Origin of the sequence: Antiquaquibacter soli (assembly GCF_030580675.1) — a bacterium.
In the GTDB taxonomy this organism is placed as follows: Bacteria; Actinomycetota; Actinomycetes; order Actinomycetales; family Microbacteriaceae; genus Rhodoglobus; species Rhodoglobus soli.
Genome location: NZ_JAUQUB010000001.1, coordinates 439,199 through 453,209, shown reverse-complemented (window position 1 = coordinate 453,209; position 14,011 = coordinate 439,199). Strand labels below are relative to the sequence as shown.

General features: G+C 70.4%; 12 protein-coding genes and 1 tRNA gene. 8 read left to right on the top strand and 5 right to left on the bottom strand.

Annotated elements, in window-relative coordinates; translation table 11 throughout:
- Positions 1-17: 17 nt before the first annotated feature.
- Complete coding sequence (locus Q5716_RS02200) at positions 18-1,811, bottom strand: DUF4012 domain-containing protein (protein WP_305001451.1); 1,794 nt, start codon at positions 1,809-1,811, stop codon at positions 18-20.
- Positions 1,812-1,917: 106 nt separating this feature from the next.
- Between Q5716_RS02200 and Q5716_RS02195 the strand changes: the two genes are divergently transcribed.
- Both Q5716_RS02195 and Q5716_RS02190 read left to right on the top strand, forming a co-directional pair.
- A tRNA-Pro gene (locus Q5716_RS02195) sits at positions 1,918-1,991 on the top strand.
- A gap of 62 nt (positions 1,992-2,053) precedes the next feature.
- A complete protein-coding gene (locus tag Q5716_RS02190) occupies positions 2,054-3,502 on the top strand; it encodes a sugar transferase (protein WP_305001450.1) in 1,449 nt (482 codons plus the stop codon).
- 3 nt (positions 3,503-3,505) lie between these two features.
- Here Q5716_RS02190 and Q5716_RS02185 read toward each other — a convergent pair whose 3' ends face one another.
- Both Q5716_RS02185 and Q5716_RS02180 read right to left on the bottom strand, forming a co-directional pair.
- A complete protein-coding gene (locus Q5716_RS02185) occupies positions 3,506-4,195 on the bottom strand; it encodes a thymidine kinase (protein WP_305001449.1) in 690 nt (229 codons plus the stop codon).
- A complete protein-coding gene (locus Q5716_RS02180) occupies positions 4,192-4,836 on the bottom strand; it encodes a response regulator transcription factor (RefSeq protein ID WP_305001448.1) in 645 nt (214 codons plus the stop codon). The genes Q5716_RS02185 and Q5716_RS02180 overlap by 4 nt, the downstream gene beginning before the upstream one ends.
- A gap of 100 nt (positions 4,837-4,936) precedes the next feature.
- Here Q5716_RS02180 and Q5716_RS02175 point away from each other — a divergent pair, with 100 nt between their 5' ends.
- The 6 genes from Q5716_RS02175 to Q5716_RS02150 are packed head-to-tail and all read left to right on the top strand — an operon-like array spanning position 4,937 to position 11,482.
- A complete protein-coding gene (locus Q5716_RS02175; protein WP_305001447.1) occupies positions 4,937-6,058 on the top strand; it encodes a glycosyltransferase in 1,122 nt (373 codons plus the stop codon).
- Positions 6,055-6,732, top strand: a complete 678-nt coding sequence (locus Q5716_RS02170) for an acyltransferase (protein WP_305001446.1) — start codon at positions 6,055-6,057, stop codon at positions 6,730-6,732. The genes Q5716_RS02175 and Q5716_RS02170 overlap by 4 nt, the downstream gene beginning before the upstream one ends.
- The gene (locus Q5716_RS02165; RefSeq protein ID WP_305001445.1) at positions 6,729-7,667 is read left to right on the top strand and encodes a glycosyltransferase; all 939 of its coding nucleotides are present in this window, start codon (positions 6,729-6,731) and stop codon (positions 7,665-7,667) included. The genes Q5716_RS02170 and Q5716_RS02165 overlap by 4 nt, the downstream gene beginning before the upstream one ends.
- The gene (locus tag Q5716_RS02160) at positions 7,664-8,893 is read left to right on the top strand and encodes a glycosyltransferase (protein WP_305001444.1); all 1,230 of its coding nucleotides are present in this window, start codon (positions 7,664-7,666) and stop codon (positions 8,891-8,893) included. The genes Q5716_RS02165 and Q5716_RS02160 overlap by 4 nt, the downstream gene beginning before the upstream one ends.
- Complete coding sequence (locus Q5716_RS02155; protein ID WP_305001443.1) at positions 8,890-10,257, top strand: hypothetical protein; 1,368 nt, start codon at positions 8,890-8,892, stop codon at positions 10,255-10,257. Before Q5716_RS02160 ends, Q5716_RS02155 begins: the two co-directional genes overlap by 4 nt.
- Positions 10,250-11,482 (top strand): hypothetical protein, encoded by a 1,233-nt coding sequence (locus Q5716_RS02150; protein WP_305001442.1) that lies wholly within the window; start codon positions 10,250-10,252, stop codon positions 11,480-11,482. Before Q5716_RS02155 ends, Q5716_RS02150 begins: the two co-directional genes overlap by 8 nt.
- Here the strand turns inward: Q5716_RS02150 and Q5716_RS02145 are convergent.
- Both Q5716_RS02145 and Q5716_RS02140 read right to left on the bottom strand, forming a co-directional pair.
- A complete protein-coding gene (locus tag Q5716_RS02145; protein WP_305001441.1) occupies positions 11,479-12,528 on the bottom strand; it encodes a glycosyltransferase family 4 protein in 1,050 nt (349 codons plus the stop codon). The genes Q5716_RS02150 and Q5716_RS02145 overlap by 4 nt on opposite strands.
- A gap of 4 nt (positions 12,529-12,532) precedes the next feature.
- Positions 12,533-14,008: a malate:quinone oxidoreductase gene (locus Q5716_RS02140; RefSeq protein WP_305001440.1), complete on the bottom strand. Its 1,476-nt coding sequence runs from the start codon at positions 14,006-14,008 to the stop codon at positions 12,533-12,535.
- Positions 14,009-14,011: the final 3 nt, after the last annotated feature.

Sequence of the window (14,011 nt, the reverse complement as noted above, 5' to 3'; positions counted from 1 at the left end):
AGCTTCGGCGGCGCCACTCAGCAGGTGAACTCGGGCGTCTCCTCGACGGGGATGGGGCGCGCGAGCGGGGTGACATAGGCCGTGAGCTCGCGGTCGGCGTTGTCATCCGGCCCCTTGAGGATGAAGTTCACCGGCTTCGTCTGGGAGGGATCGAGCACGAGGCGCTCTTCGATGGCGAGGTAGTTGCCCTCCTGCCGGACGATGGGCGTGAAGTCGGGGTCCCAACCCTCGGAGCGCACATAGGTGGAGCCGAGCGGCGCGTAGAGGGTCACGAGGACGCGAAGGGAACCCTGGGCCTGGTTCGCTACATAGGTCGGCAGCAGCGGGCCCTCGGCGGGGGTGACGATGTTCGACAGCTCCATGAGCACTCGGTATTCGACGCCCCCGGCCGCACACTGTGCCTGCCCGAGCGCGACCTTGCCATCGACGTAGTAGGTCATTTTCGACCCCAGGTTGTCGTTGATATAGAGGCCGAACGTGGTCCGCTCGTCGTCATTGACGGGCTCCTCGAGAGAGAACGGAAGCGAGCGCAGCGCCTCTCGCTCCTCGTCGGAGAAGAACCACGCGAGGACTCTGTGCTCCTTGCCACCCGCGAGCGCTGCATCGACGAGCTTCTTGGGATCGAAGGAACCACCGAGCATGGCACCGAACACACTCTTCGAGATCGCGCCGAACACCGCATCCTGTTGCGCCGGGTCGGGGTACTTGAGGTAGACGCCGTTCAGCAGGAACGTGGCGGCGTTCTCGGAGTTGATGACGTCACCCGTCGGGAGCTCGACGGGACCGATGGCCGCGAGGACGTATCCGAGAGCGACGGGATCGATGAAGAAGACAGCGCTCGGCTGGGTGCTGAATTTCGTCGCCCAGAATGCCGACGCGGTTTGCGCGGAGAGCCCCAGGTTGGGCACCATCGTCACATTCGACGGGTCGGATCCAGCGCCGGGCCAGAGAGCCAGTTGGTCGGCGGAGAGATGGATGACGGGCACACCACCCGTCTTGAGCTCGGACACCGTGGCCTGTCGCGCGAGCTCGATAGCACCGTCGTCGACGTTCACCTGAACCCACGATCCGGCGTGGCCTCCGAGCGATCGGGACTCCGAGTTGTTCTGGAAAACCACCAGGTAGCTACGCGGTCCGTCCGCACCGAGCATGGTCGGGAGCATCCCGACGATCTCGTCCGCCTGCTCGACGAGCGGGAGCATCGGCCCGAGCATCCCCTCGAGCTGCCGGTGGGCATCCTGGATCTGCCCGATCGCGCCGGAGGTGTCGATGGCCTGGATGTCCTCATAAGCGGTCTCGAGGGATGCCCTAGCTCCGGACACCACGGGAGCGGCAGCCGTGAACAACCCGACGTCGATGCGGCCGTCGACAGGCTTGAGCGCTGCGGGGTCGAGCGTGTCGGCGAGCCCGGCCACCGGCACCATCACGCCCTGCGCGATGTCGTCGGTAACATCCGCGAGTTCTCGGAACCCGGCCAGGTTGGGGCCGGCGCCCGGGATGATTTCCATCGCTCGCCAGATGGGGTCGCTCGTGAGCGCCTTCGCGTTCGCGGTTCGGGATGCCACGACCGCGACCGTCCCTTGGGCGCTCGACAGATCCACGGCCTTGAGGTCGTCCTTGAGGTCGGACACGAGCGGCAGCGCCGATTCGAGCTCCGACTTCGCGATGAGCCCGCGGATGCCCACCCAGCCGACGAGGAAGAGCAGGGCGGCGGCAATGCCGACGAGGACCCAGCGGATGACCCACGTCGTGGTGCTCGTGCGTCGTTCCGGGGCCCGATGGTCGCGGCGGCTCGCGGTCACCTCGGTCATCCGGATATTCAATCAGATTCACGCTGGACGACCGCTGCGCCCGTGGCGCGCGGCACTCGCTGGATCGGCTATCCTGGTACAGGCCTTCGATTCGTCGGGGGCCGATCGGGGTGTGGCGCAGTTTGGTAGCGCGCTTCGTTCGGGACGAAGAGGTCGTGGGTTCAAATCCCGCCACCCCGACACATGTGACATAAGCTCTACTACGGCGGAACCGCAGTCCGCCGGAAGGTGAGGCTCTGGGGTTGGTCGACTCGGCAGAGCCCGGCAGCGCGTATCCGCATTGGGGGCGTGCGATCGCCCGCCGACTGCTGGTCACCGACGTGGTGATCATCGCTCTCACCGTCGGAATCGCCCAGTACGTGCGCTTCTCCCTCGGCTGGCCCTCCCCCGGTCCCGGCCACGGACCGGCCTGGGAGACGCTAGTCTCCGTCGTCGTCGCCGGGGCGTGGATCGCCGCGCTCGGCATCAACGGGTCTCGCGACCGGCGCATCCTCGGAATCGGCTCCCTCGAGTACAAGCGGGTCTTCGACGCCACGTTCGCCGTCTTCGCGACGCTGGCCATCACCTCAGTGCTCTTCCTGCTGGGTATCGCCCGGGGCTACCTCGTTATGGCATTCCCCGTAGGGCTCGTGCTCCTCGTGACGGGCCGGTGGGCTTGGCGGAAGTGGCTCGTTCGGCGTCGACTCGCCGGCGAGAGCCTTCTCCGCTCGATCATCGTCGGATCGCCCGACAGCATCCAGTACATGGCTGACCAGCTCAGCCGGTTCCCGTACGCGGGGTACCAGGCGATCGGCGTGTGCCTTCCCCGGGGTCAGGCGACCGAGCTGGCAGAAGTCGCCGGCCTGCCCGTGCTCGGCTCCTTCACCGACGTGGCCGCCGCAGCCCGGACGCACGAAGCGGACAGCGTGATTCTCACGAGCTCTGACCAACTGCCCCCCGCAACGGTGCGACGCATTGCCTGGAGCCTCGAGACCTCGCCGGTCGAGCTCGCGGTGGCTCCCGCGCTCACCGAGATCGCGGGTCCGCGCATCCACATCCGCCAGCTCGCAGGGCTCCCGCTCCTGAACGTCGCGGTGCCGCAGTACGAGGGCAGCAAGCACGCCGCGAAGGCGGTCTTCGACGTCACGACGGCCGTGGTCCTCGGCATCCTGCTCCTCCCGCTGCTCCTCGTGCTCGCGCTCGTCGTGCGCGTGTCGAGCCCGGGGCCGGTGATCTTCCGCCAGGAGCGCGTCGGCCTCAACGGCAAGACGTTCCGGATGTTGAAGTTCCGCACCATGGTCGACGGGGCCGAGAACCGTCTCGGCGAGCTCTTACCCCACAACGAGGGAAGCGGGCTGCTGTTCAAGGTGCGCGACGACCCCCGCGTGACTCCCGTGGGCCGGTTTCTTCGCCGCTACAGCCTCGACGAGCTGCCCCAGCTGTGGAACGTCATCCGAGGCGACATGTCGATCGTCGGGCCGCGACCACCGCTGCCGAGCGAGGTCGAGCGCTACGAGCCCGATGTGCGGCGCCGCCTGCTCGTCAAGCCGGGGGTCACCGGCCCCTGGCAGATCAGCGGCCGCAGCGATCTCTCGTGGGCGGAGGGTGTTCGCCTCGACCTGTTCTACGTTGAGAACTGGAGCCTCGTCGGCGACCTGCTGATGATCTGGCGCACGATCCGGGTCGTCCTGCGCCGACAGGGCGCGTACTGAGCGCTAGGAGAAGTCGGAGTCGGGCGCGCTCGAGTAGCTGAACTCGTTCCGGGGGCGGTAACCGCTATTGAGCACGCCGCCCGACTCTTCGAGGTAGCACGCGCCGCACAGGGACTCGTAGGTCACGAGATCGCCGCCCGCGCTGAGGTCGCTCGACGCGTCGATCGCGACCTGATCGCCGTCGAAGATGAACCGCTCGCCGACCTTGCGCGCGTTGAAGACGGCCTTGCGGCCGCAGCGGCAGATGGTCTTGAGCTCCTCGAGCGAGTGGGCGATCTCGAGAAGGCGGCGACTCCCGGGGAACGCCACGGTCTGGAAATCGGTGCGGATGCCGTACGCCAGCACCGGCAGCCCCTCAACGATCGCGATCCGCAGCAGGTCGTCCACTTGCGCCTCGGTGAGGAACTGGGCCTCGTCGACGAGGAGGCAGCTGACGGGCTTGCCGGTCTCCGCGAGCACGCGCGCTCGATGCCGGGCGACGAGCTCGTAGACGTCGTCCTGCGGGGCGATCGTGAAGTCGACGGGCCGGGTGACGCCGAGGCGCGAGACGATGTCCGAGTCGCCCTTGGTGTCGATCTGCGGCTTCGCGAGGAGCACTTCTTGGCCGCGCTCCTCGTAGTTGAAGGCGGCCTGCAGCAGGGCCGTACTCTTGCCGCTGTTCATCGCGCCGTAGCGGAAGTAGAGCTTGCTCACCGCAGGTACCCGTCCTCGGCGGCTCGGCGGATCAGGTCGGCCTTGCGGCTCGCAGGTCGTCCTGCCTTCACGTACTTCTCCCTCACCCGTCGAAGATACGTCTTCGCGGTCTCGTACTGCACGCTCATGTGCTCCGCGACCTCCTGGGTCGACAGCCCCGAGACGTAGAGGCTGAGCGCCTCCGCCTCGCCCGCGCTGAGCTTCGGCTTCTGGCCCGACTCCCCGACCGGTGCGCGCCAGTCGCGCGGCTGCCGCGGTCGAGCGGTGATTCCCATCACCTTGCGCGCGACGTCCATCACCTCGCCCATCGGCATCGTCTTCGAGAGGAAGGCTGCGACTCCCGTGTCGGCCGCTCGCTGCCGCACCTCCGGGGTATCGAGGCTCGTGAGCACGATGACTTTCGCCCCCGCCGCTCGGCACGTGCGAACCCGCGCCTCGATGGAGACCGCCTCCCGCAGCTGGAAGTCGAGAATGACGAGGTCGGTCGGGAAGGCGTCGCTGTGAACGAGCTCGAGCCACGTGCTTGCCGTGAGTACGAGATCGAAGTCGGTCGCGTTCGCCGAGATCCACGACGCGAGGCTGTCGAGCAGCACCTCGTGGTCGTCGAGGATGGCGAGGCGCACGCGTTCCCCAGAGACCATACGGCGATTATGTCACCCGCGGAGCGCTCCTGTACCCCGCTCGCCTCCGTTAGACTCGCAAAGAGTGATGCATGCTCAAGGGCTGGCCGAAGGGGAGTTGATGCGGCGCTCAGTGGCCATCATCGGCAGCCGAGGCTACCCGAGCTTCTACGGCGGGTTCGAGACCGCCGTGCGCCACCTCGCCCCGTACCTGGCGGACCGCGGGTGGGACGTCACGGTTTACGGCAGGCGAGGCCAGACCGTGGATGCCCTCGCCGATCCTCGCGTTCACCGAGTCGCGACGGACGGCATCGAGTCGACGTCGCTCAGCACGCTCTCCCACGGCTTCACCGCGACGATCGCCGCCCTTCGAGCCCGCCACGACGTCGCGCTCGTGATGAACGTGGCGAACGGCTACTTCCTGCCACTGCTGAGACTCGGTCGCATCCCCACGGTCGTCAACGTTGATGGCGTCGAGTGGGAGCGGGCGAAGTGGGGACAGCTCGCGCGGTTCGTCTTCCGGCTCGGCGCCCGGCTCACCCGCCTTGCCGCGACGACCCTCGTCGTCGACGCGAGAGCGATCGGCGACTACTGGCAGCGCACCCTCGGCCGTGGCGGCGTGTTCATCCCTTACGGGGCTGACGCGCCCGGCCCGCTTCCTGTGATGGACTCGCTCATCGACGGCGCGTACATTCTGTTCGTGGCGCGACTCGTTCCGGAGAACTCGGTCCACCAGTTTCTCGATGCCGTCGAGGAACTGGATGCCGCGGTGCCCGTCGTCGTCGTCGGCGCACCGCCCGTCGGCGACACCGTGGTGACGCCGCGGCTCGAGGATCTCGCCCGGCGCCGGGCATCCTTCCACTGGCTCGGCCAGGTCAGCGACGACGACCTGCTCTTCGGTCTCTGGCAGCACGCCGGCGTCTACGTGCACGGGCACACCGTCGGCGGCACCAACCCCGCTCTCGTGCAGGCGATGGCGTGCGGCGCCCCCGTCGTCGCCCGCGACACCGTGTTCAATAGGGAAGTGCTCGGCGAGACCGGTGTCTTCGTGGGCGATTCCTCACGCGAGCTCTCCGACGCGATCAAGGGGATGCTCGCCTCCCCGGCCGACCGCGCCCGGCTGTCGGCGGCCGCGAGCGCCCGCGCCGCGAGCTCGTACTCGTGGCCGTCCGTGCTCGAAGCGTACGAGCGGGAGCTGGTCTCCGCGGCCGACCGCCAGGCGCGCGCGGCGGGTCGCCGGTGAGGCGCCTCCTCGACCGCCTGTACCGGTCGGTGCGGCGCACCCCGGTCGGACTCGACGCGGACCTGACGGCGGGCGACGTGCTCGCGTTCGTCGCACGCCACGCGATGGCGCGCGCTCGGGGCATCCTTCGCGGGCGGCCGCATGTGTTCCTGGGTCGGGGCGTGGCGCTGCGCTCCGGCCGCCGGATCGCCATCGGAGCGGGGTCGAGCATCGGCGAGCGGGTGCTCATCGAGGGGCTGTCCCGCTCGGGAGTGACGATCGGCGAGAACTCGACGATCGATCGCGGCGCGGTGCTGCGGGCGAGCGGCGTCGTGCGCAACCTTGGCACTGGCATCACCGTCGGCAGCCGGACGGCGATCGGCGCGGCCAACTTCCTCAACGGCGCGGGCGGAATCACTATCGGCGACGACTGCCTGCTCGGGCCGAACGTCTCGGTGTTCTCCGAGAACCACCGTTCGGCGGACCCCTCGGTGCCAATTCGCGAGCAGGGCGAGGACCGCGAGCCCGTGGTCATCGGCGACGACGTCTGGATCGGAGCCGGCAGCACTGTGCTCGCTGGGGTCACGATCGGCAGCGGCGCGGTCATCGCCGCGGGTGCCGTCGTGACGCGCGACGTCGAGCCGCTCACGATCGTCGCCGGGGTCCCGGCGGCGCCGATCGGCCGACGGTCGTGACCGGGCGCAGCATGACCGTCGTCGTCGTGACGTATCGCAGCGCCGACGTGATCGCGGAGTGCCTCGCGTTCGTGGCCGACCTCGACGACGCGGACGACGTCGACGTCGTCGTGATCGACAACGCCTCGCCCGACGAGACCCTCACCGCGATCCCCCGCCATCCGCGGATCCGCGTCATCGAGGGTGACGAGAACACCGGATTCGCTCGCGCGGTCAACCGCGCGGTCGCGACCGTCGCCGCGAACCGCGACCTCTTGCTGCTCAACCCCGATGCCGTGATCCACGCGGCCGGAGTGCGCGAGCTCGGGCGGGAGCGGTCCTTGCGCGGCGGCATCGTGGCCCCGGTGATAGTGCATCCCGGCGGCCGGCTGCGGGTCGCCTCGGCGGGCCGCGCGCCCACGGTGTGGAGGATGCTCACCCACTACTCGGGGCTCTCCCTCCTGCCCGGCTCCGTGTTCGAGGGCCACTACCTGCGTTCGTCGCGCGTGCGCCGCGAGCGGGTCGTCGACTGGTCCACCGGCGCGTGCCTGCTCGTGTCACGCGAGACGTGGGACGCGGTTGGAGGGCTCAGCGAACGGTGGTTCATGTACGCGGAGGACGTGAAGCTCGGTGTCGATGCGACCCGGGCGGGGCATCCCGTGACCGTCCTGCCGCGGGTCGTGGCCACCCACTTGCTCGGCCACAGCGCGGCGACCGACGGACCCGTCGACGCGTCGTGGGTGCTCGCACTCTACGACTACTACTGCACCGACCTGGCGCGATCCAGGTTCGGTCGATGGGCCTGGCGTTCGGTGGTGGCGGCGGGGCTGCGCTCCCGCGCGATCGTGTACTCCGCCCGCGGCCGCCTCGGCGGCTCGACGGCCTGGCGTGCCGAGGGGCGGCGGTTCCGCTCCTTCGCGCGTGCACTCGTGGCGGCCCGACCGGGGCGCGCGTGAGCGCCCCGGTCCTGCTCGTCTCGGCGTACGGTGCTGACCCGGGCATCCCCAGCGAGCCGTTCATCGCGTGGACGTTCCTCGTCGAAACAGCCCGCCTCGCGGGCGCTCGCGGCCTGGATGTCGCGGTGCTGACCAACCGCCGGTCCGCTGCCGCCCTGCGGCGGGAACAGTTCGCCGACCCCGAGCTGCGCTTCGAGGTACTCGAGGTCGGGCTACCCCGCCTGCTGCGAGGGCTCGAGAAGCCGCGGATCGGGATGCTCGCGCGCGTCGAATACCTCGTGTGGAACACGCGCGCGCGCCGCCGAGTGCGCCAGCTCTGCCGCTCGCGCTCGGTGGTGCTCGCCCATCACGTGTCGTTCGCGACGGAGATCCTCCCGACGCCGATCGCGGCGGCGGGGTCCGACACCTTCCGAGTGTGGGGTCCGATCGGGGCCGACGGCGTCGCGGAGGTCTTCCTCATCCCGCCGCGCTCGCGGGCGAGCCGCTGGGAGTACCTCGTCCAGCGCGCCCGCGACTTGCTCAGCCGCACCGTCGGCCGTTCTCGGGCCCGTCGAGTCGACCTCGTCCTGGCCCAGTCCCCCGCGCTCGAGCGCGCCCTCGGCGACGGGGTGCGCATCCGGGTATTCCCCAACCTCCTGCTCGACGCGCCGCCCGAGTCGGCGGTCGACGACGAGCGGAGGGCATCCCCCGCCGCCGGGCTCAGCGTGCTGAGCGTCGGCCATCTCATCCCGCGAAAGCGCTTCGAGCTCGCGGTCGCGGCTCTCGCCACCCCCGAGCTCGCGGGCGCGACGCTGCACCTCGTGGGGCGCGCGACGGGCGTCGAGGACTACGTGGCCGCGTTCGCGGAGCGGCTCGGGGTGGCCGACCGCGTCGTACTGCACGGCCAGATCCCGCGCGGCGAGGTGCTCGCGCTCATGCGCTCGTGCTCGGTGCTGCTGCACCCCGCGGGTCGGGAGGGCGCGCCGGGGGTCATCGGCGAGGCGTCGAGCGCGGGCATCCCGATCGTGTGCTTCGCGGGCACCGGAGCTGCCGCGATGCTGCGGGAGTCCGGCACCTCGGGCGTGCTCGTCGAGCCGCGTCGCGACCTCGCGCCGTCCGAGCTCGCTGCCGCGGTCGTCGCGGCCGCCGGCCTGCCGCGCGTGCCCGGACCGGCGTGGGATGCTGCCCGCTTCCGCGGACTCGTGCACGATCTCATCACCGAAGCCCTCGATCGGAGACGACCGTGACCGACCTTCTCGCCGCCGCGTCCACATGGGTCGAGCGCCGCTCGAGGCCGCTGGCCGCGGGGCTTGCCGGGCTCGCGGTCCTCGGCGCCGGCGCGGCGTGGGCGCTCCGCGGACTGCTGGAGGCGATCGCGGTGCTCGTCGTGGTCGGGGGCATCGCCCTCGCGCTCGTCGCGCCACTGCTCGCCTGGTGCTTGTTCGTCGCCTTTGCGCTCAGCGGGGGCATCCCGCTGAGCATCGGACCGGTGGATGCCCGGCTCGAGCTCCTGGGCATCCCGATGCTCCTCGTCGCGCTGTGGCGCTGGCGGGCGGGCCGCGCCCAGCCGCTCAGCCGCTGGATCGTCGCGTCGGCCGCGCTGTGGCTCGGGCTCGGGCTCGTCTCTAGCGTGCTCGTCGCCCCCGAGCCGTTGCGGAGCGTGTGGATCTGGGTGCAGCAGCTCGGCGGCATCCTGATCGTGTGGGCCGTCGCGCGGACCGAGCCGCGTCGACGCATCCTGTTCTCGGCGGCTTCGGCGACGATCGGCGCCCTCGCCCTCGCCGCCCTGGTGCTCTACCTCATCGCGCCGGGAGCACAGCCGGGGGCAACGAGCGACGACGTTCGGCTCTCCGGGCTCGCCCTCGAGCCGAACCTGTACGCGGCGATGTGCGTCGGCTGGCTCGCGGTTTCCTACTACCTTCGCGCGTGGCGAGCGCCGTGGCACTGGGCGGTGGATGCCGTGCTCGTGGTATCCGTGGTGCTCGCCGGAACCCGAGCCGCGTGGATCGCGGCCGTCGTCCTCGCCGTGTTCGTCGCGGCGACAGCCCTGCGGTCGCGGGGACTGGGCGCCGGTCGTACCGCTCTCGTGCTCGTCGGTGCGGGGGCGGTGCTGGGCGGCGCGATGTTCGCTGTGCTCGCCGCGATCGGCAGCGCCTCCGACCTCGTGAACCGCGCGCTGACCTTGCTCGACTTCTCCGGCGGCACGGGCGCGTACCGGCTCACCATCTACCAACAGGCCCTGGCCGAGCTCGCCGAGCCGTGGCGCTGGGTGATCGGGAGCGGGGCGAACTCGTTCTCGCAGTTCCACCCGGTGGACCCCACGAACGTGGGCGCCGCCTACCTCAGCACGGTGTGGCTCGCGGTACCGTACGACGCGGGCGTGCTGGGCGCCGTCGGCTTCGTCGCCCTGCTCGTGCTGCTATGGCTGTCGACCGTGCGTCGGGCCGAGTCCCTCGCGGTGTTCGCCGTCGTGCTGATCTGCGCGTCCGCGACGAACAGCTTCTGGCTGGCGTTCCCGTGGCTGTTCTTCGGCCTCGTCGTCGATCGCGGGATGCTTCGGCACCGGCCGACGGCGCCCGACGAGCATCCCGCTCCCGCCGCCCATGCGTAGGTTGCTCGGGCCGATCGGCTTGCTCGGGGTCGCCGCGTTCTCGGGGCCGATCCTCAGCCTGATCGCCGTGCCAGTGATCATCTCCCGGGTGGGGCCCGAGGACTGGTCCGCCCTCGCTGTCGGACAGTCCGTGGGGTCGCTTGCCGCGATCCCGGTCGCCCTCGGCTTCGCCGTGACGGGTACGGTGCGCGTCGCCCGCCTCCCGGAGGCCGAGCAGGCGGCGCTCGCGCGGCAGTCGATGGCGGCGCGGCTGATCGCGGGGCCGGTGCTCATCCTGTTGGCGGCCGTCGTCGCGGCCCTCATCGTTACCGAGCACGCGATCGCCGCGGGGCTCGCCGCGGTCGCCGTGTCGGGCGTCGGCCTCGACCTCGGCTGGTTCTTCATAGGACAGGGCCGACCGCTGCGTCTGTTGCTGTGGGACACAACGCCGAAGGCGGCGGGAACGCTCCTCGGCATCGCGGCGGTACTCCTCGGGGCGGGGGTGCTCGGCTTCGCCGCCGCCCAAGTGCTCGGCACGGCCACGGCTGTCGTGGGGTCGGCCCTGCGCGCACAGCGCGGCGCGGCGCGTCAGTCGGCCCGCTGGTCGCCGCGCGGCGTGCTAGCGGATTCCCGCCGGCAGGGCTATGCGCTAGGTGTGGCCGCCTCGACCTCGGCGTACCTGTCTGTGCCGACCGTTCTCGTCGCCATTCTTCTGCCCGACGCGACAGCGCTGTTCGCCCTCATCGAGCGAATCTCGCGCTCGTTCGGCCTGGCCGTGACCCCGGTGCTGCAGTGGCTGCAGCAGTCGACCCGGCTCGACGGCGACGTCGCCCGGCAGGTGTCGAGGTTCCGCTCGCGCGCGCTGCTCTTCGCGCTCGGATACGGGGTGCTCGCCGCGCTCGTCGCGCCGCTCGCTCTCACCGTGCTGTCGGCCGGCACCGTGTCCGCCCACCCGCTCGTGTTTGGTCTGCTCGGGCTCACCGTGGCCGCGAGCGCGGTGGGGCGGCTCGTCGGCGGGGTCATCCTGCAGCACCTCGACAGGGTGCGCCGGTTGTTCGCCGCAACCCTCACGGGCGCCGCCGTCGCCGCCGTGACGGTGCCGCTGGGCATCCTGCTCGCGGGCTTAGACGGCGCAGTCGTCGCGGTCGCCGCAGCGGAGCTCGCGGTCGCCACCGGCGTGCTTTCGGGCAGCGGACGGCCGCGGCGCGAGGATGACGTGACCGGCGCGGCCGATGCGACGAGCTAGCCGCGCAGCGCGGCGGACCGGACGGATCGGGCGACTGCCGGCCATGAAACCTCGGCGGGCAGCGCCGCTGGCGCAGGCTCGCGGTCGAGCGCGGCGCGTAGCGCCCGGGCGATGTCTGCGGGATCGCGGGGATCGAACGACTCCGCGCTCAACCCCAGCTCCTCAAACGGCGGGATGCGACTCGCGACTGACGTCGCGGAGAACCGCGCCGCCTCGATGAGCGGTAGACCATAGCCCTCATCGAGCGAAGGGAAGACGAACAGGCGGGCGTTCGAGTACAACCATGCGAGCTCGTCGTCGGAGACGTAGCCGAGAAAACGAACTGCCGAGGCATCCGCGCCCGCGAGCGCCGGGTCCACTCGGCCGTTCGGCTCCCCGACGATGAGCAGGTCGGCGTCGGCGGACAGGGAGGAGTCGCCGACGAAGGCCCGCAGGAGCGCCCCGAGGTTCTTGCGCGAATTGAGTCGCCCGACGCTCAGGATGAACGGTCGGGCACCCTCGGCCACGGCGGACGGACGACTGGGCTCGGCCGCATCGAGGCCGAGCGGCACTCCGTAGCCGACGACCGCCAGCCGAGAGGCGACGCGGGGCCATGACCGACCGATGCGGGCGGCCTCGCTGCGCGACGAGGCGAGCACAACGCGCGCGCGGCCGAGGGTCGCCCCGATGAGGGAGAGGTACAGGCGCTCAGCGCGAGTGAACCACTCCGGATGCTCCATGAAGATCGCGTCGTGGACGTACACCGCCGGCCGCGGGCCCGAGAGTGCGGTGAAGTTCTCGGTGACGACCGCGTCGGGGCGCTTCCCGGACCAGCCGCCGAGGAGTACGGAGAGCGCGTGATTCGGCCAGCGCGAACGGACGATTCGGGCCCGGATGCCCTGCCGCTCGAGCCACTCGCGAGCGGCCGCCTCGTGCCGACGCGGCACGCGCACGAGAATCTCGTCGTCCGGGAACGCCACCGACCACCCGGCGATGAGACCGCGCACGACGTTGCGGCCCGACGGCGGCCCGTCGATGAGCCAGTACGCGTCGAGCCCGATGCGCACGGCGTCAGCGGGACAGCTTGAGCGTCGCCGAAGTGCGCTTGATGGTGGCGGCCGCCTTCTTCGGGTCGTCTGAGAGCGGCGAGCCGTAGCTCGGGATCATCTCGGTGAGCTTGGGCGTCCACTGTTCGAGGCGCTGCGGGAAGCACCTCTCGATCAGGCTCGTCATGATCGCGACGGCCGTCGACGCTCCCGGCGAGGCACCGAGCAGCCCGGCGATGCTGCCGTCCGCTGCGGCGACGACCTCGGTGCCGAACTGGAGCACGCCGAGCTTCTTCTTGTCCTTCTTGATCACCTGCACGCGCTGGCCCGCCGTGATGCGATACCAGTCCTCGGGCTGGCCGTTCGGCACGAAGCGCCGCAGCTCCTCGAACTTCTTCTGCGGGCTCGCCGCGAGCTGGCCGACGAGGTACCGCACGAGACCGAGATTGCCGAGACCGGCCGCCACCATCGGCACGATGTTGTGCCAACGGATCGACGCGAAGAGGTCGACGAGCGAGCCGGTCTTGAGGAACTTCGGGCTGAAGCCGGCATAGGGCCCGAACATGAGGCTGCCGCTGCCGTCGACGATGCGCAGGTCGAGGTGGGGCACCGACATCGGAGGCGAGCCGACGGCGGCCTTGCCGTAGACCTTTGCGGAGTGCTTCGCCACGAGGTCCGGGTTGTCGGTACGCAGGAACTCACCGCTCACCGGGAACCCGCCGTAGCCGCGGATCTCGCGGATGCCCGACTTCTGCAGCAGGCCGAGCGCGTAGCCGCCCGCGCCGACGAACACGAAGCGTGCCGTCAGCGGCGGGAGCGGCGTGCCACCGATGTCCTTGCGCAACGACAGCCGCCATAGTCCGTCACGCTGCCGCTTCAGGTTGGTCACCGCCACGCCGGTGCGTAGCGTCGCGCCCTCCGACTCGAGCGCCGACACGAGCGCTCCGGTGAGTGCGCCGAAGTTGACGTCGGTGCCGCTGACAATGCGCGTCGCGGCGATCGGCTCGGACTTCGCGCGGCCGGGGATGAGCAGCGGCGCCCAGGAACGGATGGTGCGGGCATCCTCGCTGTACTCCATCCCCGCGAAGAGCGGGTGATCGGCGAGGGCCTCGAAGCGCTTGCGGAGGTACTCCACGTTGGCCTCGCCCCACACGAAGCTCATGTGCGGGGTCGCGGCGATGAACGCGGTCGGATCGGGCAGCACACCCGACTCGACAAGGTACGACCAGAACTGCCGGGAGAGCTGGAACTGCTCGTTGACCTTGATCGCGCTCGAAGCGTCGATCGTGCCGTCGGCGCGCTCCGGCGTGTAGTTCAGCTCGCACAGGGCGGCGTGCCCGGTGCCGGCGTTGTTCCAGGGGTTGGAGCTCTCCTCGGCGACGTCGTCAAGGCGCTCGATGATCTCGATGGTCCAGTCGGGCTGAAGCTGCTTGAGGAGCATCCCGAGCGTAGCGCTCATGATTCCGCCGCCGATCAGAGCGACGTCGACCGGTGTGTTCACGCT